The 25,059-nt window shown below is 73.6% G+C and carries 22 protein-coding genes; 2 read left to right on the top strand and 20 right to left on the bottom strand.

Annotated features, from left to right (window positions below; genetic code table 11):
* Window positions 1-76 precede the first annotated feature (76 nt).
* From OG799_RS29475 to OG799_RS29520, 10 genes are all read right to left on the bottom strand, one after another.
* Window positions 77-1,717 carry a cation acetate symporter gene (locus OG799_RS29475; protein ID WP_406039655.1) on the bottom strand — a complete coding sequence of 547 codons (1,641 nt, stop codon included), beginning with the start codon at window positions 1,715-1,717 and terminating at the stop codon, window positions 77-79.
* Window position 1,718: 1 nt separating this feature from the next.
* Entirely contained in the window at window positions 1,719-2,162 is a 444-nt protein-coding gene (locus OG799_RS29480) for a hypothetical protein (RefSeq protein WP_406039657.1), read from the bottom strand.
* 75 nt (window positions 2,163-2,237) lie between these two features.
* Window positions 2,238-3,893, bottom strand: coding sequence for a DUF4153 domain-containing protein (locus OG799_RS29485; RefSeq protein ID WP_406039659.1), 1,656 nt, complete (start codon window positions 3,891-3,893; stop codon window positions 2,238-2,240).
* Window positions 3,890-4,891 (bottom strand): ATP-binding protein, encoded by a 1,002-nt coding sequence (locus tag OG799_RS29490; RefSeq protein ID WP_406046447.1) that lies wholly within the window; start codon window positions 4,889-4,891, stop codon window positions 3,890-3,892. Before OG799_RS29490 ends, OG799_RS29485 begins: the two co-directional genes overlap by 4 nt.
* A 68-nt stretch (window positions 4,892-4,959) precedes the next feature.
* Window positions 4,960-5,637: a response regulator transcription factor gene (locus tag OG799_RS29495; protein WP_406039661.1), complete on the bottom strand. Its 678-nt coding sequence runs from the start codon at window positions 5,635-5,637 to the stop codon at window positions 4,960-4,962.
* A gap of 152 nt (window positions 5,638-5,789) precedes the next feature.
* A complete protein-coding gene (locus OG799_RS29500) occupies window positions 5,790-6,482 on the bottom strand; it encodes a DUF5701 family protein (protein ID WP_406039663.1) in 693 nt (230 codons plus the stop codon).
* A 68-nt stretch (window positions 6,483-6,550) separates the two neighbouring features.
* Complete coding sequence (locus OG799_RS29505; protein ID WP_406039665.1) at window positions 6,551-7,312, bottom strand: LytR/AlgR family response regulator transcription factor; 762 nt, start codon at window positions 7,310-7,312, stop codon at window positions 6,551-6,553.
* Complete coding sequence (locus OG799_RS29510; protein WP_406039667.1) at window positions 7,309-8,532, bottom strand: sensor histidine kinase; 1,224 nt, start codon at window positions 8,530-8,532, stop codon at window positions 7,309-7,311. Before OG799_RS29510 ends, OG799_RS29505 begins: the two co-directional genes overlap by 4 nt.
* Before the next feature lie 32 nt (window positions 8,533-8,564).
* A complete protein-coding gene (locus tag OG799_RS29515) occupies window positions 8,565-10,076 on the bottom strand; it encodes a sugar transferase (protein ID WP_406039669.1) in 1,512 nt (503 codons plus the stop codon).
* 327 nt (window positions 10,077-10,403) lie between these two features.
* Complete coding sequence (locus OG799_RS29520) at window positions 10,404-11,264, bottom strand: Fpg/Nei family DNA glycosylase (protein ID WP_406039671.1); 861 nt, start codon at window positions 11,262-11,264, stop codon at window positions 10,404-10,406.
* A gap of 80 nt (window positions 11,265-11,344) precedes the next feature.
* Here OG799_RS29520 and OG799_RS29525 point away from each other — a divergent pair, with 80 nt between their 5' ends.
* Complete coding sequence (locus OG799_RS29525) at window positions 11,345-12,613, top strand: glycosyltransferase (RefSeq protein ID WP_406039673.1); 1,269 nt, start codon at window positions 11,345-11,347, stop codon at window positions 12,611-12,613.
* A gap of 131 nt (window positions 12,614-12,744) precedes the next feature.
* Here the strand turns inward: OG799_RS29525 and OG799_RS29530 are convergent, their stop codons facing one another.
* The 5 genes from OG799_RS29530 to OG799_RS29550 all read right to left on the bottom strand — a co-directional run bounded on the left by OG799_RS29530 (window position 12,745) and on the right by OG799_RS29550 (window position 16,526).
* Window positions 12,745-13,467 carry a CDP-alcohol phosphatidyltransferase family protein gene (locus OG799_RS29530; RefSeq protein WP_406039675.1) on the bottom strand — a complete coding sequence of 241 codons (723 nt, stop codon included), beginning with the start codon at window positions 13,465-13,467 and terminating at the stop codon, window positions 12,745-12,747.
* Window positions 13,445-14,509 (bottom strand): iron-containing alcohol dehydrogenase family protein, encoded by a 1,065-nt coding sequence (locus tag OG799_RS29535; protein ID WP_406039677.1) that lies wholly within the window; start codon window positions 14,507-14,509, stop codon window positions 13,445-13,447. Before OG799_RS29535 ends, OG799_RS29530 begins: the two co-directional genes overlap by 23 nt.
* A complete protein-coding gene (locus tag OG799_RS29540) occupies window positions 14,497-15,228 on the bottom strand; it encodes a sugar phosphate nucleotidyltransferase (RefSeq protein WP_406039679.1) in 732 nt (243 codons plus the stop codon). Before OG799_RS29540 ends, OG799_RS29535 begins: the two co-directional genes overlap by 13 nt.
* Window positions 15,229-15,309: 81 nt before the next feature.
* Window positions 15,310-16,080 (bottom strand): hypothetical protein, encoded by a 771-nt coding sequence (locus OG799_RS29545; RefSeq protein ID WP_406039681.1) that lies wholly within the window; start codon window positions 16,078-16,080, stop codon window positions 15,310-15,312.
* Window positions 16,077-16,526 (bottom strand): NUDIX hydrolase, encoded by a 450-nt coding sequence (locus tag OG799_RS29550; protein ID WP_406039683.1) that lies wholly within the window; start codon window positions 16,524-16,526, stop codon window positions 16,077-16,079. Before OG799_RS29550 ends, OG799_RS29545 begins: the two co-directional genes overlap by 4 nt.
* A gap of 115 nt (window positions 16,527-16,641) precedes the next feature.
* Here OG799_RS29550 and OG799_RS29555 point away from each other — a divergent pair, with 115 nt between their 5' ends.
* On the top strand, window positions 16,642-17,034 hold the full coding sequence (locus OG799_RS29555) for a cyclic nucleotide-binding/CBS domain-containing protein (RefSeq protein ID WP_406039685.1): 393 nt from the start codon (window positions 16,642-16,644) through the stop codon (window positions 17,032-17,034).
* Between the two features lie 122 nt (window positions 17,035-17,156).
* On the opposite strand, the gene OG799_RS29560 is transcribed toward OG799_RS29555, so the two are convergent.
* The 5 genes from OG799_RS29560 to OG799_RS29580 all read right to left on the bottom strand — a co-directional run bounded on the left by OG799_RS29560 (window position 17,157) and on the right by OG799_RS29580 (window position 25,048).
* A complete protein-coding gene (locus OG799_RS29560; protein ID WP_406039687.1) occupies window positions 17,157-20,207 on the bottom strand; it encodes a malectin domain-containing carbohydrate-binding protein in 3,051 nt (1,016 codons plus the stop codon).
* A 243-nt stretch (window positions 20,208-20,450) separates the two neighbouring features.
* Complete coding sequence (locus tag OG799_RS29565) at window positions 20,451-21,491, bottom strand: glycoside hydrolase family 26 protein (protein ID WP_406039689.1); 1,041 nt, start codon at window positions 21,489-21,491, stop codon at window positions 20,451-20,453.
* Between the two features lie 134 nt (window positions 21,492-21,625).
* On the bottom strand, window positions 21,626-22,558 hold the full coding sequence (locus OG799_RS29570; protein ID WP_406039691.1) for a sulfotransferase family protein: 933 nt from the start codon (window positions 22,556-22,558) through the stop codon (window positions 21,626-21,628).
* A gap of 28 nt (window positions 22,559-22,586) precedes the next feature.
* Window positions 22,587-24,197, bottom strand: coding sequence for a lipopolysaccharide biosynthesis protein (locus tag OG799_RS29575; RefSeq protein WP_406039693.1), 1,611 nt, complete (start codon window positions 24,195-24,197; stop codon window positions 22,587-22,589).
* Window positions 24,185-25,048 carry a sulfotransferase domain-containing protein gene (locus OG799_RS29580; RefSeq protein WP_406039695.1) on the bottom strand — a complete coding sequence of 288 codons (864 nt, stop codon included), beginning with the start codon at window positions 25,046-25,048 and terminating at the stop codon, window positions 24,185-24,187. The genes OG799_RS29575 and OG799_RS29580 overlap by 13 nt, the downstream gene beginning before the upstream one ends.
* Window positions 25,049-25,059: the final 11 nt, after the last annotated feature.

The following is a 25,059-nucleotide window of genomic DNA, read 5'->3' on the forward strand; positions in this document are numbered from 1 at the left end:
CGGGTCGTACCCGGTCAGCGGTCCAGCGGCAGCACGTCCAGCCCGGCCAGGCGTTCCGGCAGTCGAGACCGACGGGTCAGAGTCGCAGCGTCTCCGGGGCGTGCAGGCGCAGCATCGTCGCGCCGACGTCGGCGGGGAGCCGGCGGCGGGTGGCCACCGACACCGCCACCATCACGGTGAACGCCAGCGGCACCGTCCACGCCGCCGGCTGGGTGGTCAGCGTCGCCGGCCACCCGCTCAGCGGCGGCCCGAGGACCGTGACCAGCACGGCGCCGATCGCCGCGCCACCGCCGACCAGCACCCCGGCCGCCGCGCCCAGGTCGGTCAGCCCGCGCCACCAGATGCCCAGCACCAGCAGCGGGCAGAAACTCGACGCGGCCACCGCGAAGGCCAGCCCCACCACCTGGGAGACGTCCAGCCCGGAGACGTTCAGCGCGAGCACCGCCGGCACCCCGCCGGCGATCACCGTGGCCAGCCGGAAGCCGCGTACCGAGCCGCGCCCGAACACGTCCGTGGAAATCACCCCGGCGACGCTGGTGAGCAGCCCGGACGAGGTGGAGAGGAAGGCGGCGAACGCCCCGGCGGCGACCAGCGCGGCCAGCAGCCGCCCGGTCGTGCCGCCCCCGAGCGTCGCCCCGGGCAGCAGCACCACCACCGCGTCGGTCTGCCCCGTCACCAGCAGTTGCGGCGTGTAGATCCGGCCCAGCACGCCGTAGATCGTGGGCAGCAGGTAGAAGACCCCGACCAGGGCGAGCACCACCAGTGTGGTGCGGCGGGCCGCCGCGCCGTCCGGGTTGGTGTAGAAGCGCACCAGCACGTGCGGCAGGCCCATGGTGCCGAGGAAGGTGGCCAGGATCAGCGAGTACGTCGCGAAGAGCCCCCGGTCGTCGTCCCCGGCGGTGTCGGGCAGCAGCCAGTCCGTCGCCCGGGTGGCCGTGCCGGCGACCTCCGGCACCGGGTCGCCGGCCGCGAATTCGAGGCGGTCGCCCGGGCGTACCTCTCGGACGTCGCCGTCGGTGAGGGTGAGGGTGGCGCGGTGCTCGACCACGACGGTGGTCGCGGTCCGGAACGCCGGCCCGTCGGGCGGGGTCACCGCCGGGCGGGCGTCGGCCTGCCACTGCAACGCCAGGAAGATCGCCGGTACGGCCAGCGCGGTCAGCTTCAGCCAGTATTGAAAGGCCTGGACGAAGGTGATCGCCCGCATCCCGCCGAGCGCCACGTTCCCGGTGACCACCACCGCGACCAGCAGCGCACCCACCGGGTACGGCGAGCCGGCCACCGTGGCCAGGGTCAGCCCGGCGCCCTGCAACTGCGGCACCAGGTAGAGCCAGCCGATGAAGATCACGAAGACGGTGGCCAGTTTCCGCAGCCGCCGGGAGCCCAGCCGCACCTCGCAGAAGTCCGGCAGGGTGAACGCCCCCGACCGACGCAGCGGGGCCGCCACGAAGAGCAGCAGCGCCAGGTATCCGGCGGCGAAACCGACCGGGTACCAGAGCACGTCCACGCCGTATTTGAGGATCAGCCCGGCCACGCCCAGGAAGCTCGCCGCGGAGAGGTACTCCCCGCCGATCGCGGCGGCGTTCCAGGTCGGGCTGATCGCCCGGGAGGCGACCAGGAAGTCGGAGGTGGTCCGCGCCAGCCGCAGCCCGTAGAAGCCGATCCCGACGGTGACCAGGGTGACCGCCACGATCGCGGGGACCACGTACCCGTTGCCCACCTCAGCGCTCCGGCCGCTGGACCAGGTCGGTGAAGTCCTGCTCGTTCCGTTCCGCCCACCGCACGTACGCCCAGCCGACCGCGATCAGGAACGGGAACGAGGCCACCCCGAGCAGCAGCCATGGCAGGTTGACCCCGAGCACGGTGAGCCGGCCGACCGAGGGCGCGATGGCGAAGAGCCAGGGCAGTCCGCCGAGCGCGATCAGCACCACCAGGCTCAGCCGGAGCGCCAGCGCGAGCTGCGCCCGGACCAGGCCCTGGACCAGCGCCTCGCCGACCCGGGTCTGCTGGGCCAGCTCGGTGCGGGTGCGGTCGGCAGGGCTGTCCCGGCGGGACACCTCGGCCAGCACGATCCGGGTCCGCCGGGGCGGCCCCGGCGGGCGCGGCGTCGGCACCGGGGCGACCCCGGGCCGCCCCGGGCGGTCCTGTTCCTCCGCTCCGGTCATCCCCGGCAGTCTCGCCCGCCCGCCGGGAATGTCAAGGGGCGGCGCTCAGCGGTCCGGGTGCACCGCCCCCCTGGCTCACCAGCGCAGGTTCGGGCAGGCCACGACGTCCGCCTCGGCCGGGTCGGGTCCGAGCAGCGCGCGGGCCCGGGCCCGGCCGAGGTTTCCGCTGCGCCACCCGTCCGCCGGCAGCTGCCCGGCGATGTCCCGCAGCGCGCAGGACCGCAGCGGCTCCGGCAGCCGGTCCAGCGCCGGTACGGCGTCGGCGGACAGCTGCGACAGGTAGCCCACGTCCAGCCGGTCGATCCGCTGGTAGCGGTCCACGTTCCAGTCGGCGATCAACCGGTCCGGGTTCACCACCGCCAGACCCAGCAGCGCGACCACCGCCGCGCCGAGCACGAGCCGGGGCAGCCAGTCGCCCCGGAGCCGGACCGTGGCCACTCCCACGAGCACGAAGAGCAGCCCGAGCCAGAGCTCGACGGTGGCCACCACCAGCCGCAGCCGGGTCGCCCCGTACGCGTCGGTGTAGACCCGCATCCGGTAGAGCGCGGAGGCGACGACCACCAGGCTCAGCACGGTGAGCCCGCCGATCAGCACCCGGATCAGCACCCGGTCGGCGCGGCTGCGTCGGGGCGCCCAGCGGGTGGCCCCGGCGATCACCAGCAGGGTCAGCGCGGAGACCGTCAGCAGCTGCCAGAAGCCACCGCGGGCGTACTCGGCGTAGGTGAGGCCGGCGGTGCGCAGCACGTGGCCGGAACCGCCGAACAGGACGGCGAGCTGCACCAGCACGAACGCGGCGAAGAGCGCGTCGAGCAGGGCCAGCGGCAGCGCCCACTCCAGCCGCCGGACCGTCCGGGCCGGTCCGGCCCGCAGCTCCAGGTCCGGCGGCGCGGCCAGCAGGTACGCCCCACCGAGCAGCACCGCGCCGACGAGCAGCAGCCGGAACACCCAGCCGAACACGCCCGGCGGGGAGACGTCCGGCAGCGCCTCGGCAACCAGATCGGCGAAGACCGCGTCGGCGGAGGAGAAGAGCAGCCCGAAGAGGAGGAGCAGCGCGGCCGTGACGCCGACGCTGACCAGGCTCCGGCCGACGCTCGGACCGTCCGGCCGCGGCCGGGGCAGGCCGCGGGCCGCCCACGGCAGTGCCCGCAGGGCGGCGATCGGCGGCAGCACCCCCGCCGTCAGCACGCCGAGCGGGGTCCGGCCGCCGGACACGGCGAGCGAGGCGGTGCCGACCGCGGCGAGCACGCAGAACGCGAAGAGCCAGTCGGCGGCGCGTACCGTGCCCACCCCGGCCAGGGCGACGGTGGCGACGGCCCAGGTCAGCCGGACCGCCCGGCCCGACGCCCCCGTGGCGTCGGGACGGGCGGCCGCGCCGGCCCCCGCGGTGGTGACGCTCTTCTCCGGTACGCCTGGCGCCGCGGGGCCGGTCCGGGGCTTCGCGGCGGCGGTGCCGAGTGCGGCGCTCCCGGCCAGGGCGGCCACCAGCCAACCCAGCCCCGGACGGTCCACCGGCACCACCGACGCGCTCACCCCGGCGGCCGCCGCCACCGCCCCGAGCACCGCCGGCCGGGCCGCTCCGGTGGCTCCCGGCCAGCGCCGCTTCCACGCGGACGGCTGCGGCACGGGGCCGGTCGTCGCGGGCGGTGTGGTGAGCTGCGAGCGCAGGGCCGCCGGGCCGGGCAGCGCCAGTCGGGGGTCCACGGGCGGTCGCGGCGGGGGTGCGGTGGTCATGCGGCCTCTTCTCGGGCGGGTTCGGTACGCGGCAGGGTGACCTCGATCCGGCAGCCGGGGCGGGTGCCGGTCTCGGCGGTGGGTGGGTCGGCCACCCGGATGGAGCCGCCGTGCAGTTCGACCACCCAGCGGGCGATGGCCAGGCCCAGCCCGGTGCCGCCGCTGGCGGCCCGCTCGCCCCGGGTGAACCGTTCGAACACCCGGGAGCGTTCCGCCGCCGGGATGCCCTCGCCCTCGTCGCTGACCTCGACGTGCAGCTGCCCCGCCCGCTCCTCGGCGGCGACGAGCACGGTCCCGCCGGGCGGGCTGTGCCGGGCGGCGTTGTCGAGCAGATTGGCGAAGACCTGGTGCAGCCGCCACGGGTCGGCGTGCACGGTCAGCGGGGCGGCCAGCGGCCGGAGTCGGAAATGGACGTCCTGCCCGGTGCCGGCCGCCGTCGCGACGGCGTGCTCCACCGCCTCGTCGAGGAAGTCGGCGACGTCCACCCGGACCCGGCGCAGGGGCACCACGCCGGCGTCGAGCCGGGACAGGTCGAGCAGGTCGGCGACGAGGTGCCCGAGCCGTTCGGCTTGGGTGAGCGCGGCGCGCAGCGCCGCCGGCTCCGGGGTGGCGACCCCGTCGACCAGGTTCTCCAACACACCTTGGAGGGCGCTGATCGGGGTACGCAACTCGTGCGAGACGTTCGCGATCAGCTCGCGCCGGCGCTGGTCGGCGGCCGCCAGGTCGGCGGCCATCTTGTTGAACGCCTGGGCCAGCTCGCCCACCTCGTCGCGGGAGGTGGCCCGCACCCGGCGGGTGTAGTCGCCCCGGGCCATCGCCCCGGCGGCGGCGGTCATCTCGCGCAGCGGGGAGGTCATGCCGTGGGCGAGCACCTGGGCGGTCAGCAGGGCGATGCCGATCGCGGTCAGCGCCGTGCCGGGCGGGAGCCAGCCGACGCCGTACCAGAAGTAGCCGACGGCGACCGTCCAGGAGGCGACCAGCAGGACGCCGAGCTTCATCTTGATCGAGCGGACCGGGTCGAGCGGTCTGGGCAGCACTCGGTTCAGCCGGTCCACCAGGCGGCCGGTCACGCGGGCACCTCCAGCGCGTACCCGACGCCGTGCACCGTCCGGATGAGGTCCGCGCCGAGCTTGCGGCGCAACGCCTTGACGTGGCTGTCGACGGTACGGGTGCCGGCACCGTCGGCCCAGCCCCACACCTCGGCGAGCAGTCGTTCCCGGGGCAGCACCGTGCGCGGCCGGCCGGCCAGGTGCACCAGCAGGTCGAACTCGGTGGGGGTCAGGTGCACCTCGGCGCCGTCCTTGACCACCCGCCGCTCCGCCGGGCTGATCTCGATGTCGCCCAGCCGCAGGGTGGCCGGCGGAATGGCGGCCGCCCGCTCCACCCGGCGCAGCAGCACGTGCACCCGGGCCGCCAGCTCGCGCATGGAGAACGGCTTGGTCAGGTAGTCGTCCGCGCCGACCGCCAACCCGACCAGCAGGTCGGTCTCGTCGTCCCGGGCGGTGAGCATCAGCACCGGCACCGGGCGGTCGGACTGGATCCGCCGGCACACCTCCAGCCCGTCGAAGCCGGGCAGCATCACGTCGAGGACGACGAGATCGTGCTGTCCGGCCCGGAACCGGTCGACGGCGCTCGGGCCGTCCCCGGCGATGTCCACCGTGAAGCCCTCCGCGCGTAGTCGGGCGGCGACCGACTCGGCGATGGTCCGTTCGTCCTCGACCACCAGTACCCGGCGTTCCTTCATGGCGTCCGACTGTAGGGACCAGCCGTGGAGATCGGTGGCTCGCCTTGTGAACAACCTGTGGAGAACGCCTCACTCCTGTGGATAACCCGGTGGATGAGGGCGAGTTCGCTGTGGACGACCGGAGTCACCTTCCCCGACCGACCCGGCGGTGGTCAGGCCGGGCCCACCCGGACCGGGTGGGCGGTGGCGGAGCCGAGCCAGGTGTGCGGGTTGCCGTACCAGCACCAGCCGAGCTTCGGCGCGCCCTGGCTGATCCAGAGCGCCGGTACCCGCTTGTCGCCGCAGCGGGAGCCGACCAGCGAGAAGCACCGGTTGGACGCGAGCGCGGCGGGGTGCTGGGTGACGAAGGCGATCCCTTCGTCGATGGTGAGCGGCAGCCGGTCCTGGGCGGTCATCCCCTCCAGCGCGGCCGACGGCGGCAGGTTGCGGAACTCCTCGCCCCGGTCCACGTCGAAGAGCAGGTACGCCGGTCCGGCCGGCGCCTCCAGCTCCTTGATCGGGTCGAAGGTCGGCAGGTCGGCGGCGGGAAAGTTGCGGTCCAGGAAGCCGGGCTTCCGCTTGCCGGCGAGCGTGGTGAGCCCGAGTCGCGCCTGCTCCGGCACGAGGTTGCGGGTGATCACCAGCAGGAACGGCACCCGGGCGTCGGTGGGCGGCCGGTGTCCGGCACCACCGGGCGGGCCGCCGACGGCCGCGGCGCGGAGCGGGGTGACCAGCGTGGTGAAGTCCTCCTCGGTGAGCCCGGCCAGCTTCGGGTAGCCGAGCCGGAGCAGCGTCCCGACCTGACGGTCGAACTCGGCTGCGGCGTCGAACGTGGTCACGGCGGTGGCGGACGGGGTTGCGGACACGGGCGACCTCCCACTGGTGTCGTACGGCCTACCGTACAACGTACGCCATTGCGGTGGTTATTCCCGGCTCAGCGATTCCAGTCCTGTTTCGCCGCCCGGACCAGCTTGTCCTTCAACTCGCGGGTGTGCCGGCGGCTCACCGGCAGCTCCGCCCCGTCGATCACGACCACGTAGCCGGAGTTGACCAGCCGCAGCTCCGCGATCAGCTTCAACTGCACCAGGTACGACCGGTGGACCCGGACGAACCCGGCGTCCGCCCAGCGCTCGGCGAGGGTCGCCAGCGACACCCGGACCAGGTGCGAGCCGTCCGCGGTGTGCAGCCGGGCGTAGTCCCCCTGCGCCTCCACCCAGCGCACCGCCGACCGGGGCAGCATCCGGGTCGTCCCGGCCAGCTCGATCGGGATGGTCGGATCCTCCTCCGCCCGGGCCAGCGCCGCCGGATGCGACGGGACCACCCGGGAGCCGATCACCCGGCGCAGCGACTCGGCCAGCCGTTCCGCCCGCACCGGCTTGCGCACGTAGTCGGTGGCGCCCAGGTCGAAGGCGTCGACCGCGCCGTCGTCGTACGCGGTGACGAAGACGATCGCCGGCGGCCGGGCGAACCGGCGCAGCACCCGCGCCAGTTCCATTCCGTCCAGCCCGGGCATCCTGATGTCCAGGAAGACCACATCCACGTCGCCGTCCCGGAGTACCCGCAGCGCCTCGGTGGCGTCGCCCGCCGTGTGCAGCCGGGCCACCCGAGGGTCGGCCCGCAGGTGGTACGCCAGCTCGTCCAGCGCCGGCGGTTCGTCGTCCACCGCCAGCACCCGGAGGAACCCGGTCTGATTCATGAGCTCGCCCGCACGCCGGGGTGGAACTTCGGTACCCGCATGCTCACCTTCGTACCCGAGCCGAGGCCCGTCTCCACGACCAGGCCGAACCGGTCCCCGAAGGCCGACCGCAGCCGCTCGTCGACGTTGGAGAGGCCGACGTGCTGGCCCGGGTCGTCGGTCGGGTCGCTGCCGGCGCCGGCCAGCTCGGCGATGCCGGCGGTGAGCGTCGTCGGATCCATCCCCACTCCGTCGTCCTCCACCGTGATGTGGCATTCCGCGCCCGCGTCCCGGGCCTCGATGCTCACCATGCCGGTGCCCGGCTTGCGGGACAACCCGTGCCGGACCGCGTTCTCCACCAGCGGCTGGAGGCAGAGGAACGGCAGGGTGACCGGCAGCACCTCCGGGGCGATCTGCAGCCGCACCTGGAGCCGGTCACCGAATCGGGCCCGCTCGATGGTCAGGTAGCGGTCGATCGAGCGCAGCTCCTCCGCGAGGGTGGTGAACTCGCCGTGCGCCCGGAACGAGTAGCGGGTGAACTCGGCGAACTCCAGGATCAACTCCCGGGCCCGCTCCGGATCGGTCCGGACGAACGAGCCGATCGCGGTCAGCGCGTTGTAGATGAAGTGCGGGCTGATCTGGGCGCGCAGAGCGCGCACCTCGGCCCGCGCCAGCCGTTCCCGGGACGAGTCCAGCTCGGCCAGGGCGAGCTGGTCGCCGGCCCAGTGCGCGGTCTCCAGGGTGGCCTGCACCAGCCCGGGCGCCGGCTGGCCGTCGGCGATCGCCACCAGCGCCCCGACCACCCGCCCGTCCGCGCTCAGCGGGGCCACCACCGCGCCGCGGACCGGGCAGTCCACCAGGTCGCAGTGCAGCTCCGACTCGCGTAGCACCGTCGAGCGCCCGGCCGCCGCCGCCCGCCGGGCCGCCGCGAGCAGTTGGTCGCCGTGGTGCGCGCCGCGCCCGTCGAGGGCGAGCAGCGCCGCCCGGTCCGTCAAGGCCAGCCCGGCCGCACCCACCAGGGTCCGCAGGTGACGTACGGCCTTCGCCGCGCCCGCCGCGCTCAACCCCCCGCGCAGCGGCTCGGCAGCCAGGCCGGCGGTGTGCAGCACCTCATACGTGGCCCGCTGGGTGGCCGTGGCGATGCCCCGACGGGCGCGCAGCCGCAGCACCGCCCAGAGCGCCGCGGCCAGCGCGGTGACCAGTGAGACGACGCCGAACACGGCGGAGAGGTTGCCACCCACGCAGCGATCCTGACGGGTGGCGGGCCCGGGCGCTAGTACGCGCCCTTGCGGGCCAGCACCACGCCCACCGTGCGCCATAGGATGCTCAGGTCGTACGCCAGCGACCAGTTGTCGACGTAGTAGAGGTCGAGCCGGACCGCCTCGTCCCAGGACAGGTCGGATCGGCCGGAGACCTGCCACAGCCCGGTCATACCCGGGCGGACCAGCAGCCGGCGGCGGACGTCGCCGAGGAAGTCGCCGTCGTCGGCCGGAAGCGGACGCGGCCCGACCAGGGACATCTCGCCCCAGAGCACGTTGATCAACTGGGGCAGCTCGTCCAGCGACGAGGCGCGCAGGAAGCGGCCCACCGGGAAGACCCGGGGGTCCTCCTTCATCTTGAACAGCATGCCGTCGGTCTCGTTCTGGTCGACCAGGCCGGCCAGCCGCTCCTCGGCGTCGACGTACATGGTGCGGAACTTCCAGACCCGGAAGGTCCGCCCCTCGTGGCCGACCCGGGGCTGGCGGAAGAAGACCGGCCCGCGGTCGGAGATCCGGATCGCGATGGCGACGGCGAGGAAGAGCGGCACCAGCAGCAGCAGGCCCAGCCCGGCGGCGACCCGGTCCAGCAGGTTCTTGGCCAGCAGCGCCGGACCCGACAGGGTCGGCTCCTCGACGTACAGCAGCGGCAGGCCCTCGATCGGCCGGATGTGCACCCGCGGCCCGGCGATGTCGGTGAGCTGCGGGGCGACCACCAGGTCGACGCCGGAGCCCTCCAGTTGCCAGGCCAGCCGGCGCAGCTCGCCCGGCTCGGCGCTGGCCGAGCCGCAGACGGCGATGGTGTCCCCGCCGACCTCCCGGACCAGGGCGAGCACGTCCCGGCCGGCGTAGACCGGCACCGGGGTCTCCATGCCGCGGGCCGCGGCGTACCCGTCGGTGATGTGGATGGCGACCGGCACCAGCCCGGCGTCCGGGTTGCGGGTGACCGCGGTGTAGACCTCCAGCGTCTCCGGCAGGGTGCCCACCAGCACCATCCGGTGCCCGGCGTGGCCCGCGCGGCGGCGCACGGCGTGCAGGGCGAACCGGGCCAGGAAGCGGCAGAGCAGGATCAGCAGCAGGGCCCCGAGCAGGGCGAAACCGACCGTCCACCGGGAGAGCAGGGTCCTCGTCGCGAAGGCGATGAAGGAGACCGTGGCGGCGACGGTGACGCCGGCCCGGACCACCCGCTTGAACTCGTCCGGGCCGAGGCCGAGGTAGCGCCGGTCATACGCCCGGTTGCCCCACAGGATGATCAACCAGCCGAGGGGCAGGAGGCCGAAGGCGACGGTGTGGAACCAGGCCGGGTTCTGCTCCGCGCCGTAGAAGCCGGAGGAGGCCTGTTCGAAGACATTGATCGCGAGGAAACTCGCCAGGGCCGCCGAACCGTAGTCGAGCAGGAGCAGCACCGCGATGTAGGGGCGGTGCCAGCGGGAGACGCGACGGCGGGCACGGGCCCACGCCGACCGGGGTACGCCGTTGTGCGACGGCGGAGTCGGCGGCTGGATCTCGAAGCTGTCGACGTGCCGCACGCTCTTGCTCCGGCCTGTGTTGGTTACCGGGCGCTGGAGGCTTGCCGTCACCTCAACCCATGTCCTCCCGCATGACACGCGCCCTCACTCGCCGTGAGGGCCCGGGTCGCCCACCGTTCCAGTCTCCCACGCGGGCTCCGGGTCGGACGGCGACCCGAAGGACAACCCGCCCGGTGGTGCCAGCTTGGGATCCGGCCGGCTCCGCACCAGTTTCGAAGCCGGGGACCGAGCCACTATACCGATGGACGGCGGCCTCGGTAGAGCCGCGGACCGGGAGGTTCGGCGCGCTCAGGCCGATTCCTCTCCGTAGTCGGGAGGTGTCGTTACTCACCGTACGAGTCGGGACAACCGACGGTCAGCGAGGGGCTTGCCGCCGGTCTGGCAGGTGGGGCAGTACTGGAGGCTGGAGTCGGCGAAAGAGACCTCCCGCACCGTGTCCCCGCAAACCGGACACGGCAGCCCGGTCCGGGCGTGCACCTTCAGACCGGAGCGCTTCTCGCCCTTCAGCTCGGCGGCCCGCTGACCCATCGAGCGCCGGACCGCGTCGCCGAGCACCGCCCGGGTCGCCGCGTGCAGGGTGGCCAACTGGTCGTCGGTCAACCGGTCGGTGATCGCGAACGGCGACAGCTTCGCGGCGTGCAGGATCTCGTCCGAGTACGCGTTGCCCACCCCGGCCAGCACCGACTGGTCGGTCAGCACCCCCTTCACCTGGCCGCGCCGGCTGCGCAGCCGCTCCGCGAAGGTGGCCAGGTCGGCGCCGAGCGCGTCCGGACCCAGCTTCGCCACCCCGGGCACCTGCGCCGGGTCGGTCACCAGGTACGCGGCCAGGCTCCGCTTGGTGCCGGCCTCGGTCAGGTCGAAGCCGGAGCCGTCGTCGAGGCGTACCCGCAGGGCGATCGGGCCCTTGCCGGGGCGCAGCGGCGCGGCCGACGGGAACGCCTCCCGGTAGTGCAGCCAGCCGGCCCGGGCCAGGTGGACCACCAGGTGCAGGCCGCCGTCGAAGATCACGTCGAGGAACTTGCCGTGCCGGCCGGCGTCGACCACCGTCCGGCCGGCGACCGCGCTCGGCGCCGGGTCGTACGTCTTCAGGGCGCTGATCGCGGCGACCTCGACCCGGTCGACCCGCCGCCCCACCGCACGCTCACGCAGGTATCCGGCGAGCGCTTCCACCTCCGGGAGTTCGGGCATCACACAACGGTAGCCTTCTTTCCGGTGAGCGCGAGGAATGAGCTTGCGAGTCCCGCAGTCGCGAACGAAAGGCGAGCTCCGTGAGAATCGTGGTGGCGCACAACCGGTATCGGGAAGCCCAGCCCTCCGGCGAGAACACCATCGTCGACGCGGAGATCGCCCAGCTCGCCGCGGCCGGGGTGGAGGTGCTGCCCTTCATCCGCAGCTCCGACGAGATCCCGACGATGCCGAAGACGGCGAAGGCGCTGCTGCCGATCTCGCCGATCTACGCGCCGCGCGCCCAGCAGGAGCTGAGCCGGCTGCTCACCGAGCACCGGCCGGACGTGCTGCACCTGCACAACCCGTACCCGCTGCTCTCGCCCTGGGTGGTGCGGACCGCACACAAGCACGGCGTGCCCGTGGTGCAGACGGTGCACAACTACCGGCAGGTCTGCTCCTCCGGGCTCTACTTCCGCGACGGCGTGATCTGCCAGGACTGCCGGGGTCGGGCGCTGGGCGTGCCGGCGATCGTGCACCGCTGCTATCGGGGGTCCCGCGCGCAGAGCGCGCTGATGGCCACCACCCTGGCCGTGCACCGCCCGACCTGGAAGTCCGTCGACCGGTTCATCGCGCTCACCACGGCGGTCGCCGACCACCTGAGCGACTACGGCATCCCGGACGAGCGGATCGTGGTCAAGCCGAACGCGATCCCCGACCCGGGCGCCCCCGCACCGCTCGGCGAGGGCTTCCTCTTCCTCGGCCGGCTCTCCCCGGAGAAGGGCCTCGACCTGCTGCTGGCGGCGTGGCGGCGGCACCCGGACGGGGAGCTCGGCCCGCTGCGGATCGCCGGGGACGGTGAGCTGCGCCCGCTGGTCGAGGCGGCGGCCGCCGAACGGGCCGACGTCACCTTCCTCGGCCCGCTCGACCGCGCCGGGGTGCGGGCCGCGCTGGACGCCAGCGCGGTCGTGCTGGCCACCTCCACCTGGCACGACGTGCTGCCCACCGTGATCATCGAGGCGCTGGCGAGCGGGCGGCCGGTGCTCGGTACCGCGCTCGGCGGCATCCCGTACCTGGTCGGCGCGGACACCCCCCGCGAACCCGCCGGCACCGGCCCGGCCGACGTCGCCTCCGCCGTCCCGGGGGGCAGCCGGGTCACCCCGCCGGTCGGGATCGAGGCCGGCGAGGCCGGCTGGGTGGTGGCCCCGGAGCCGGCCGCGCTCGCCGCCGCCCTGCCGGTGGCCCGGGCCGGCGCCGCCGCGCTGGCACCCGCCGCCCGCGCCCGCTACGAGCGCACCTTCCACCCCGACGTGGTCACCAAGCAGCTCATCGACATCTACGCCGCGGTCTCCCGCACCCCCCACCCCGCCTGACCCACCCCCGCCCGCTCGCGCCGCGCCGGGTCCGGCTCACGCAACTTCGGGGAACTTGCTGCATCCCGTCGCGTGGAGGCAGCAGCTTCCTCGAGGTTGCGGCCTTGCCGCGTGCGGGAGGCGCGGGGCCGTCAGCGGAGGGAGGCGCGGGCGGAGAAGGCGATGCTGGCGAGCAGGAAGCCACCGTTGACGATCGTGAAGGCGACGATCACCCAGAGCGTCAGGGCGGGGGCGACGGTCAGCACCAGGCCAGCCAGGAAGATCACCGCGCCGTAGTCGCGGACCAGCTTCGCCAGGCGTACCGGCAGCGAGGTCGAGGTGACCATGCTGGCCGCGTTCGGGCCGGCCTGCATCACCGAGGTGACCAGGTTGACCATCCAGGTGCCGGCGAAGACCGCGATCAGCCAGGCCGGCGTCGACGGGCGCTGCGCCACGGCGGTCGCGCCGAGGGCGGCGACCAGCGCGATCTGGGCGGCCACGTCGCAGAGCACGTCCACCCGCGCGCCCGCCGCGCTGCGCTGGTCGGTCACCCGGGCGAGCTGCCCGTCGGCGCAGTCCAGGGCGTACGCGACCTGCCAGCCGACCAGCGCGACCAGGCCGACGACCCAGGCCGGGACGGACCCGGCGGCGACCTTGCCGGCGAGCGCGACCACGGTGACCGAGGCGGCCAGGCCGAGCACCAGGTTGGCGAGGGTCAGCGCGGTGGGGCGCAGCCCGAGCCGCTGGGCGACCAGCGCGAAGACCGCGCCCAGCCACTGGCTGACCGACTCGCTGAACAGGCCGCCGCCCCGGTTGACCCGGTGGAAGTCGGCGACGGTGGGGCGGGACGGCTCAGCCAAGGTCACGGAGTGCACCGGCGTAGTCTGCCAGCCGCTCCCGCGTCTCGGTAGGCGACATCGCCAGGTGTTCGAGGATGGTGTAGCGGTCCGGCCGGGTGGCCGGCGCGAACTGCACCGCCTCCACGAACCGGTCGTCGGTCAGTCCCACGTCGGCGGGGAGCCGGGGCAGGCCGTGCCGGGCCAGGCAGGCCGACATCTCCGCGAAGCGGCGGTGGTCGCCGCGCAGGAAGGTGCAGAACAGCGCGCCCAGGCCGGCCAGCTCGCCGTGCGAGGCGGTGCCGGGGAAGAGCGCGTCGATCGCGTGCATGATCTCGTGGCAGCCGCCGCTGCACGGTCGGCTGGTGCCCTCGATCGCCATCGCCAGGCCGCTGGAGATCAGCGCCTCGGCCAGCACGGTGACGAAGGCGTCGTCGCTCATGTCGCCCGGGTGGTTGAGCACCGCTTCGGCGCCCGCCCGGGAGAGCGAGGCGGCTAGTCCGTCGAACGGCTCACCGCGTACCTGGCGGGCCAGCTCCCAGTCGGCCAGCGCGCTGATGTTGCTGACCACGTCGCCGACGCCGGCGCGGTTGTGCCGCTCCGGTCCGGCCTCCACAAAGTCCAGGTCGACGATCACCGCGATCGGGATGTGCACCCCGTAGGAGCCCTTGAGCCCGTCGGTGATGAGGCTGGCCACCGGGGAGGCGATCCCGTCGTTGGCGAGGCTCGTCGCCACCGAGACCATCGGCAGGCCCCGGCGGGTCGCCGCGTACTTCGCCACGTCGATGGTCTTGCCGCCGCCGATGCCGACCACCGCGTCGTACGACCGGGCCCGGAGCTTGCCGCCGAGGTCGTCGGCGGCGTCCAGGGTGCCCCCGGCGACGGTGAACACGTCAGCCGACCGCAGCGATGGGCGGACCAGGTCGGCGACCTTCTCCCCCTGCCCCGGCCCGACCACGACCGCGACGTCACCACCGGAGGAGATCCGTCCGTCGGCGAGGATCGTTCCGAGGTCCGCCACCGCGCCCCGCCGCACGTCGATGTGCAGCGGGGTCAGCACGCTACGCGCTAGTAGCGGCATGCGATCTCCCGGGCCCGGGCCAGGTCGGCGTGGTTGTCGACCTCGACCCAGGAGACGTCGCCGATCGGCGCCGCCCGCACCTCGCCGCCCCGGTCGGCGAACTCCTGGTAGCCGTCCTCGTAGTAGAGGTTCGGGTCGCGCCGCCAGGTCGCCTCCAGCGCGTCGGCGAGCGCGTCGGCGACCTGCGGCTCGATCAGCGTCGCGCCGATGTACTCCCCGTACGCCTCGAGCGGGTCCATCACCTTGGTGATCCGGGTGAGCTGGCCGGCGGCGTCGAAGGTGGTCTTCATCTCCTCCTCGGCCAGCGCCTTGATGTTGTCGATGGCCAGCAGGATGCCCGGGCCGCGCTCGGCCAGCAGGGTCTTCTCCACGCTCACCGGGTGCACGGTGTCGCCGTTGACCAGCAGCACGCCGCGGGCGAAGTGCTCCCGGGCCAGCCAGAGCGAGTAGGCGTTGTTCCACTCCTCGGCCTTGTCGTTGTGCACCAGCGTGATCGTCACGCCGTACTTCTCCTCCAGCGCCGCCTGCCGCGCGACGACCGCGTCCGCCGCGTAGCCGACCACGATCACCACCTCGGTCAGCCCGACCTCGGCGAGGTTGCGCAGCGCGATGTCCAGGATGGTGGTGTCACCGTCCACCGGCACCAACGCCTTGGGCAGGGTGTCGGTGTACGGGCGCAGTCGGCGCCCCGCACCGGCCGCGAGCACCATCCCGATCATGCCGGCATCCTCCTCAGTACGACTCCGGGTCACCGGTGGAGGATAGCCCCGGGGGACTTCGCCGCTGCCGCCAACCGTGGTTCAGCCGGGCAGGGCCGCCAGGTCGGCGAGCATCGTCAGCCGCTCCTCGGCGGTCAGCACGACGTACGGGCCGGCGGCCCGGCGGTCGGTCTCCAGCTCGATCGCCAGCCGCTCCGCCCCGGGCGGCAGCTCCGCGATGCTCGCCGCGGTGTGGCCCGCCGCCGCCCACGCCGCCGCGTGCGCGTCCGCCCGGTGGTACCGCAGCGTGCCCAGCCGGTTGAGCAGCAGCACCCCGGGCGTGGTGCCCTCCGGCTCGTACGGTGGGGCCATCGCGCCGAAGGCTGAACCCGCCTTCGCCGGACCCGAGTCCGCCAGCACCAGCGCGTACGCGAGCAGCCTGCCCAGCGCCTCCACCAGGCGGACCACCCGGTCGTCGTGGCCGGCCCAGAGCTCCTCGGTCACCTCGGCGTGCACCTGGTAGATCTCCGCGAGGAAGGCGAGCCCGCGCTCGGTGGCGCCGAAGCCCCCGTCGGGCATCCGGTGGAGCATCCCGTGGGCGACCTGCTTGTCCAGGGCGCGCCGGCAGGACGCCGGATCGCGGTAGCGGGTGACCGCCGCGAAGCCCGGCCCGTCGACCGTCGCGCCGGGCGCGGCCAGCCGGGCGCGGAACTCGACCAGGAAGCCGGTCGCGGCCGGCCCGCCGTACCGGGAGCTCAGCTCGGCGCCGCCGCCGTCGCGGCCGGCGAGCATGCCGGCGACGAAGGCCCGGTCGACTGCCGGGGCGACCAGCCCGGCGAACCGGTGCGGTGCCAGCTCGACGCCGTCGCTCACAGACCGATCGACCGCAGCGCGGCGAAGCCGTTCTCGGCGATCCGCCGGATCAGCCCGTCGTTGATGTCGCGGTGTTCGTCCAGCAGCGCGACGTCCTCCTCGCCCAGCCAGCGGAACTCGGTGTGCTTGCCCGCCTCCAGCCGGGGCCGACTCAGGTCGCCGTCCACCCGGACCAGGAAGTCGGTCTCCAGCCGGTCCAGCCCGTCGTCGCCGGTCCAGCGGTACTCCCCGACCAGACCGAGGACGTGCGAGAGGCTCCAGCCGGTCTCCTCGGTGACCTCCCGGCGCAGCGCCTCCGCCACCTCCTCGCCCGGTTCCAGGTGGCCGCCGACGATGTCCCAGCAGTTGGGGAAGATGGCCCGGTCCGGGGACCGGCGCTGGATGAAGATGCGGCCGTCGTCGTCCACGATCAGCGCGCCGGCGCAGCGGAGAGGCTCGGTGGGCACGTGACGACAGTAGCGAGCCGGGGCCGGTTCCGGCGATGCCCGGTCTTGTCCCGGTACGCATCGATGGCCCACCATTGACGTACCGATGGCCGCCGTCCCACAGGGGTGATGCGTGATGCAGGTTCGGGAAGCGATGTCCAGTGAGGTGCTCGTGGTCGGCCCGGAGCACACGCTCCGCCAGGCGGCCCGGATGATGTCGGCCCGCGGGGTGGGCTCGGCGGTGGTGATCGACCCCGACTCCGAGGGGGTCGGGATCATGACGGAACGTGACGTCCTCAACGCGATCGGGGCGGGGTTGGACCCCGACACCGAACACACGGCGGCCCACCTGACCTGGGACGTCGTCTACGCCGGCCCGGACTGGACGGTGGAGGAGGCGGCGGCGGCCATGGCCCGCGGCGGCTTCCGGCACCTGGTGGTGCTCGACGGCCGGGAGGTCGCCGGGGTGATCTCGGTCCGGGACCTGATGCGGGTCTGGGCCCGGGAGCACGCGCCGACCACGGTCTGAGCGGACCGCCCGGGCGCGACCCGGGCCCCGGGGACGACGACGGCCCGGACGCGACGCGTCCAGGCCGGGAAAAGGCGATGGCCCGGCCGATACCGGCCGGGCCATCGCTGTGTCGCGTCAGATCACGGGCCGACGAAGACCGCCGCGCCGCGCCAGTCGACCCCGTCCACGCCCGGGCCGCTGACCGTGGAGGAGAACTGCGGGGCCGACGGGTCGGTCGGCCACGCCATCTTCTCCAGGTTGCCGCTGCTCTGCCGAACCGCGTAGAGCGAGCTGTCGGCGGTGAAGACCCCACCCGCCCCGGCGAAGAACGTCGAGGTCATGTAGGTGAACCGGTCGGCACCGACGGTGCCGCTGTCCGGCGTGAACCAGCGCCAGTAGAGGCTGCTCTGCCCGGCGAGGGTGTAGTAGAGCCGCCCGCCCTTGTAGAACATGCCGGTCACGTTCGGGATCTCCGCGTAGAAGCTCGACGCGGACCCGGCGTACGTCTGCGACTCACCGGGCTTGGCGGACCCGGTCTCGACGGTGTCCCAGAGGGCGTCGTGGTACGGGTCGACCTTGCTCGGCGTACCGAAGGTGTCGCCGTCGAAGGAGCGCCGGTAGAGCGAGCCGTTCATCCCGTAGTAGAGCGTGCCGCCCACCCAGAAGCCGCCATTCGCGGACGACCAGGCGGTGCCGTCGGAGTTGGCCACCGGGCCGGCCGTACCCGCCGCCGAGGCGCCGTCGTACGACCGCTTGGTGACGCTGTTCAGCTCCGCCGTGCTAGGCAGCGGCGCCACCTTGACCAGCTCGATGGCCTGCACGAGCGGGTTCTCCACGACCCGACCGAAGTCGACGTCGACGTTCCCGTCGCTGGTGACGGTGAAGGCGCGCATCGTGCCCCGGTCGGTGCCGCCGGCCTCGACCACCGGGTCGAAGTCGTTCAGCCGGACCAGGCCGTCGATGCTGACGTCGAAGAACCGCTTGCCCGGGGTGTTGGTGCCGGAGTACCGGTTGGCCAGGTAGAGCCGCACCTGGACCTGTTGCCCGGCCGGGACCGGGAAGTCCCACTGCATGTCGGGCGCGGTGCTCGGGTCCCACCGCTCGTCGCTGTACAGCGCGGCCGGGGTGCCGGCGGGAACCGTGGCGTCGAGAGTCGCCAGGGTGGCGTACCCCTTCGTGTTGCTGCCGGCGTTGTGGTACTGGCTCGGGGCCTCGACGGTGTCGACCGCCCAGGCCGGGCCGCTCGCGGCGGCGACCGCGGCGCCGCCCGCGTTGACCCGGTACAGCACGTCGTCCGCGGTGGGCGCCGGCGCGACCTGCACGATCTCGATGCCCTGGACCAGCGGGTTCTCCACGACGTGGCCGAAGTCGACGTCCACGTTGCCGTCACTGACCAGCGGGAAGGAGCGCATGGTGCCCCGGTCCGTGCCGCCGGTGGCGGCGACCGCGTCGAAGCGGTCCAGCTTCAGCGCGCCGTCGATGCTCACGTTGAAGACCCGCGCGCCCTCGGTGCCGGAGCCGGAGTACCGGTTGGCCAGGTAGAGCCGCACCTGGATCTGAGCGCCCGCCGGGACCGGGAAGTTCCACTGCATGTCGGGCGCGGTGGTCGGGTCCCACCGCTCGGTGCTGAACAGGTCGACCGGCGTGCTGCCCGGCACCGTCGAGTCCAGCGTCGCCGGCGTGGCGTAGCCCTTCGTGTTGCTGCCGGCGTTGTGCAGGCTGCTCGGGGCGGTGGAGGAGTCGGCCGCCCAGCTCGGGCCACCGTCGATCGCGGTCAGCTGCGGGCCGCCCGCGTTGACCCGGTAGAGCACCTGGGCCGGCTTCGACTGGCCTGCCTGGTAGACGTTGCCGGGCAGGCCCTTGATGGCGGTGGAGTGCGGAGCGTCGCCGCCGGTCAGCGGGAAGAAGGCGATCTTCGCCCGCTTGTACTGGAAGTTGCCGATCCAGTCCTCGTCGCTGCCGAGCCAGAGGCCCTCATCGGTGACCAGCAGCTCGGTGACGCCGTACCCGCGGGGGTGCCGGCCCGGGTTCCAGGCCAGCGGCAGGCCGTTCACCGGGTCGAGCGCGGCGATGCTAGGCCGGCCGACAGCGCCCGGGGCGGCCTTGTCGGTGCCCGTCGTGTTGTTCGACCAGCGGAAGTGGCCGCCGACGTAGACCGCCTGCTCGCTGATGCCGACGGAGAGGAAGGTGTCGCCACCGCTGTAGTTGACCCAGGTGGGCTGCTGCCCGGTGCCGGTGGCGTCGGTCTCCCAGCGCGCCACCGCGTCGCAGAGCGTGCCCGGGTACGCGGCGCCGGTGGTGCCCACGACGAAGTACTTGCCGTCCGGGGAGAACTGCACGTCCCGGACGTACGAGTCGAAGGACAGCGCCCGGCAGGCCGGGGCGTACCGGTCGGTGTTCCAGTCGGCGATGCTCGCCGAGGTGTCACCGAGGTTGATCCGCACGATCTGGTCGTGCGTCGCCCCGTCGGCCTTCTTGAAGTTGCCGATGACCACCATCTGCTTGCCGTCCGGCGACACGGCGAGCTTCTCCGGGCCGACGCCGGCCTGCGCGCCGGTGCTGCCGGTGGTCCAGTTGTGGTGCTCGGTCAGCGCGGTGGTCAGGTAGTTGTCCAGGGCGCCGGTGGTGGCGTTCAGCGAGGCGAGCCCGGCGCGCGGGTCGTTCGCGGTGGCCGAGGTGAAGATGCCGCCGACCAGCAGCCGGTCCCCCACCTTGGCGATGTCGTTGATGGTGCCGTTGAACGCCGGGCCCTTGAACCCGGCGACCGGCGTGCCGTCGGCGACGTTGAGCAGGGCCAGCTTGCGGTACCCGTTGGCGCCGCCGAGGGTGTTGAACTTGCCGGCGACGTAGACCGTGCCCGGGGTCGGCCCGGCGACCAGCGCGTTGACCTCGTTGTCCAGCACTGGGGCGAAGTCGGTGTCGATGTCGCCGGTGGCCTTGTCGAAGGCCAGCACGTACTTGCGGTTGAGGGTGTCCGTCGAGCCGTGGTTCTGCGCCTGCGTGAAGGACCCGCCGACGATCACCTTGCTGCCCGCGTCGTAGATGGCCACCACGTTGCCGTCGAGGATGTTCGGCGTCTTGCTGGATGGCACGTCCGCGACCACGGTGTCGTGGTTCGGCGCGGCGGCGAGCGCGGGGCTCGCCGTGAAGAGGCTGGCGACGCCGAGTACGGCGGCGCCGAACAGGGACACCGTGCGGTGTCTCAGTAACGAGGAAGGCACAGGCAACTCCGGAGGCGCGTCGGAGAGCTGTGATCGGGGCCGGTTATCGGAGCGGCGTGAGGCGTCCGACCGGGACGGCCGACCACAGACGTGAAAGCAACACTTTCGCGCATCAAGGTGCGCCGCGTCCACCCGGGATCGTGATATTGGCCGAGCAATTTTCCCGGCCGGTCCGGGGAGCCAGCGCGGATCACACGAAAAGACGAGGGACGATCACCGGGCCGGGGTCGGCGGCGGCGCCGACGAGGCGGTCAGGTCGGGCGGTGGCGGGGAGAAGTACGGGTCGGTGGCCAGCTCGCGGAACACCGCCGCGCTCTCCGGGTCGTTGCCGAACGTGCTGTCGTACAACGGCTTGGTGGTCTGCTTCGCGGCGAAGTAGAGCGCGGCCTTGATCTGCGGGTGCTTCTTCAGGTACGGGCGCACCTCGCGCAGCCAGTCGGCCCGCTGGCCGGGCCGGCCCTCCTGGGTGAGGCCGTACTCGCCGATCACCACCGGCCGGGGGTGCTTCTGCGCGAAGGCCATGAAATGGTCCATCCGGTTGCTGAAGCTCGCCCACTCCGGGCCCGGGTAGACGTCGGCGCAGAGCCAGTCCACCTGGTCGTCACCGGGGTAGTAGGCCTCGGCGGCCCGCTCGTCCTCGGCGAAGCCGTCCGCGTGCGGGCACCACACCCAGGCCGCGTTGGTGGCGCCGACCTCGGTGAAGATGGCCCGGATGTGCTTCCAGGCGGCGACGTAGTCCTCCGGCGAATGGATGCTGGCGGCCAGGTTGGGCCGATCCATCTCCCAGCGGTACCGCAGCAGCACCGGCAGCCCGAACGCCTTCACGTCCTCGGCCCGCTGCCGGATCAGCGGGTCGTAGGTGCCGCTGACCGTGGAGCGGGTGTCCGTGCCCTGCCAGGAGATCATCTGGAGCTTCCCCATGGCCTGGAACGCCTGCTCCGTCGCGCCCGGGAACGACTCGTTCCACTGGTGGAACATGTGCGCCATGGTGAGCTTCCCGCCGGCGGCCCGGTTGAACTCGTCGAGCGCGGCGGCCCGCCCGGTGGCGTTGTGCCACTGCGGCTTGACCCAGGCGCCCAGCCAGGCGCCCTGCTCCGGCGGCTCAGGGCCGCGCCCGGTGGTCCGCACCGGGCCGGTCCGCGGCTCCACCGTGGGCGGCGGCACCACCACTGGCTGTTCCGTCCGGCGGACCGGTTCCGACTCGCAGGCCGCCACCCCCGGCGCCAGGCAGGCCAGGGTGAGCACAGCCGCCATCGTCCGTCGTAATCGTCGTACCACCGCAACCTCTCCCCAGGAAGGTCGCCCGCCCCACGGTTTCCCGGCGGCGCCGCGTCAGCGGAGCCGGGGGAGGCCGGACGACCCCAAGCACTCTACCGGTGCGACAGCGCTCACCCGGGGTAGCCGAGTTCGGTCAGCAGCGGCTCGGCCTGGGCCCGGACGTCGGCCAGGTCGGTCTCGCCGAGCCGGGCCCGCCAGCGGCCCACCGACCCGGGGCGGGCCTGACCGAACCGGGCATGCAGGGCCTGCCGCCCCGCCTGGTCGCCGACCTCGAGGAAGTCGGCGACCGCCTCGGCGGCCTCCGCCGGCCGGGTGACGATGTCCTCGTAGCGCAGGTGCCGGACCCGCTCGGCGGGCAGCTCGGCGAGCTGGGCCAGGGCGCTGCCGGTGAACCGGCGCCACATCCACGCCGAGCGGGCCAGGTCGGAGACCTTCGTGAACTCGTCGTGCCGCTCCCGCTCCACCCAGAACCGGGGCGCGGCGCCCCACGGGGTGCCGCCGCGACCGCTCCTGCCGGTGCCGGTGGAGGAGGCGTTCAGCCAGGGCTGCTCGGCGTGCGACACCGCCACGTCCCGGCCGTCCCGGTAGACGTGGAGGAAGACCGCGTCCGGGAAGACCTCGGTGAGGAACGGCACGATGAAGCAGTTCTCCGGGTCCTTCTCGGCGAACCGCAGCCCGCCGTGCCCGGACGCGGCGAGCAGGGCCCCGTAGTAGCCGCGGAAGTAGCGGGCCGCCCGCTGCGGGGTCCAGCTGCCCTCGTACACGCAGCGGGCCACCGCCTTGGTCAGCCGCGGCTCGAAGTGGTACGAGACGTTCGGCAGCGCCCCGACGCAGCTGCCCAGGAACGTGGTGCCGGAGCGGGGCGCGCCGAGGATGAAGATCGGCCGCTCCACCTTGAGGCTCAGCTTCCGGCTGGCCGCGGGGACCGGCCGCTCCAGCTCGCGGCGTTCCTTCCGGTCCGCCACCAGGCCGACAGCGGCGAGTTTCGCGGCCTTCACGGCGGAGAGACCGGTGTGCGGGGCGAGGGGCGTGCTGCTGGTCATCGGTGTCCCATCGGTACGCAGGGGCAGGTCACGACTGTGCGGCCGGCGTCGGGCCGGAGCGGTTCCGGCCGCGGCGCAGCGTGCGGAGCGCGTCGAGGTGCAGGGTGGTCCGCCAGCGCCAGGCACCGGCCAGGTACGCCGCCGCGCCAGCCGCCGCCACCGCGGCGAGCACCGGTGCCGAGGCGCCGAGCAGGCTGGCCAGTCCGAGCGGCAGCCCGAACGCGGCGGTGGACAGGGCCATGGCGGCGCGGGCGCCGGGCCCGAACGGGTGCAGCCGCAGCGACCACCAGAGCTGGGCCAGCGGCACCAGGTTGGTGACCAGGATGGACGCGGTCCAGGCCAGGGCGGCGCCGACGATGCCGTACGCCGGAATGAGCGCGACGTTGGTCAGCACGTTGACCGCGGTGCCGGCCATCGCGTTGTAGAAGGTCCAGGCGGTCCGCCCGGCCATGTTGAGCACCATGTCGACCATGCCGCAGCCGGTCGCCACCAGCATGGTCAGCGCGAGCAGCACCACCACCCGGCGGCCCGCGCCGTAGCCGGCGCCGAAGAGCGCGAGCATCGGCCCGGCGAAGGCGGCGAAGACCAGGTACGCCGGCCAGGAGAGCAGCACCAGCCAGCCGGTCGCGGCCTGGTAGAGCTGGCGCGCCTCGGCCCGGTCGTCCCGGGCGAAGGCAGCGGCCATCCGGTGCTGCACCGAGCCGGCCAGCGCCACGCTGGAGAGCTGCCCCAGCGCCAGGAACCGGGTCGCCGCGGTGTAGATCGCCGCGTCGGCCGGCCCGCGCAGCGCGCTGAGCAGCACGATGTCGAGTCGTTGCACGATGATGGCGGCCAGGCTGCTCAGCGCCCGGGGCCCGGTGAACCGCCAGAACGGCCCGGCCAGCTCGCCCGCCGGCACCGGCCGGGCGACGTCCCGTTCCGCGCGTCGGACCAGCCGGCCGAGCCAGGCCAGCGCGACGGCGGCGGCCAGCAGGTAGGGCACCGCCCAGGCCAGCGGCAGCGCGCTGGTGGCGGAGAGGCCCAGCCAGGCGGCCACCGCGACGGCGACGAACTGGATGAGCGTCCGGCCGAGCCGCTCCACGGTCAACAGCGGACGCATCTGCCCGAAGCCCCGGCAGGCGGCGAGCGCGTAGTCGGTGAGCGCCGCCAGCGGCACGAACGCCAGCAGGATGCGCAGCGCGGTCACCGCACCCGGACCGGCCTCCGGCATGGTCAGCTCGGCGAGCGCCGGGGCGGCCAGCCAGCCCGCCAGGGCGAGCAGCGCCCCGACGGCCAGCACCGGCAGCAGCCCGGCCAGGACAGTGCCGCGGATCCGGTCCCGCTGGCCGAGGGCCCGGTACCGGCTGACGAAGTAGACCGTCCCCACGTCGGTGCCGAGCCGGGCCGCCGACGACGCGATCATGAACGCGCTGGCGGCGGCGAAGAACATGCCGGCCTCGCGGACCGACCAGCCCCGGGTGATGACGATGTTCAGCCCGAAACCCGCCACCGCGGCGATGCCGACGCCGACCAGGTTGGCGAAACCCTGTCGGGCCGCGCCACCCAGGCCGGCGCCCGCGCCGGCCTGGGTGGGCCCGCCGACGACCGGGAGGATCGCCGTCGGGCCGTCACCGGCGTCCGTCCGGGTCACCGCCGCCACGACGGCACACGTCCCCACCAGCTGGCCAGCCGCTCGTCGTACGGGGCGAAGTGCTCCTCCAGCCGGGCCCGCAACGCCGCCGACATGGGCGAACGGGACCGCGAGTTGTGCTTGCCGAAGGAGATGTCCGCCCAGCGGGGCAGGCCGACGAAGTCGCAGACCGCGTCGAACGCCGGCCGCGGGTCGGCGAAGAAGTCATCACTGTCGATGACGTGCAGCCGCTCCCGGCCGACCAGCGCCGTCAGCCGTTCCAGCTGCTCGATGTACCGCCCCCGGGCCAGGTACGCGTTGTGCTGGAGGTGGTGGCTCAGGTACGTCGGGTCGGCGGTCATCCGCTCCCGCTCGCCGGCCGTCCGCTCCTCCTCCAGCTCCATCGCCCGCTCGAACGACGCCTCGGTCTCGTAGCCCCGGGCCAGCTCGTGCGAGTGCGCCGAGTACGCCCGCTCCACCGGGTCGCGCAGCAGCACCAGCAGCTTCACCCCGGGCAGGTCCTTGGCGATCCGCTGACCGGCCAGCGGGTGGAACATGTAGAACGGGCTCGACTCGCCGGTGATCCCACGGACGCCGAGCTGCCCGCGGACCGCCTCCGCCTTCGCGGTGGTGGGGAAGTGCCCGAGGTACCAGTTCATCCCCCGGTGGTAGTCGGTGTCGAAGTAGTGCACGCCCTTGTGATACGCCGGCGGCAGCACGCCGGGGTGCTGGGAGAGCGTCTTGAACAGCGAGGTCGTGCCGCAGCGCTGCGCCCCCACGATCAGGAATCCGGGCGTCATCCGCGATCCGGCGGTCAACCGACCGACCGTCCGGCTCACCGACTTCACCGCGCGGAGCGCCTGCTCCTTGGCCACCGTCACGTCCCCACTCC

The organism is Micromonospora sp. NBC_00898 (assembly GCF_045207895.1).
Taxonomy (GTDB): domain Bacteria; phylum Actinomycetota; class Actinomycetes; order Mycobacteriales; family Micromonosporaceae; genus Micromonospora.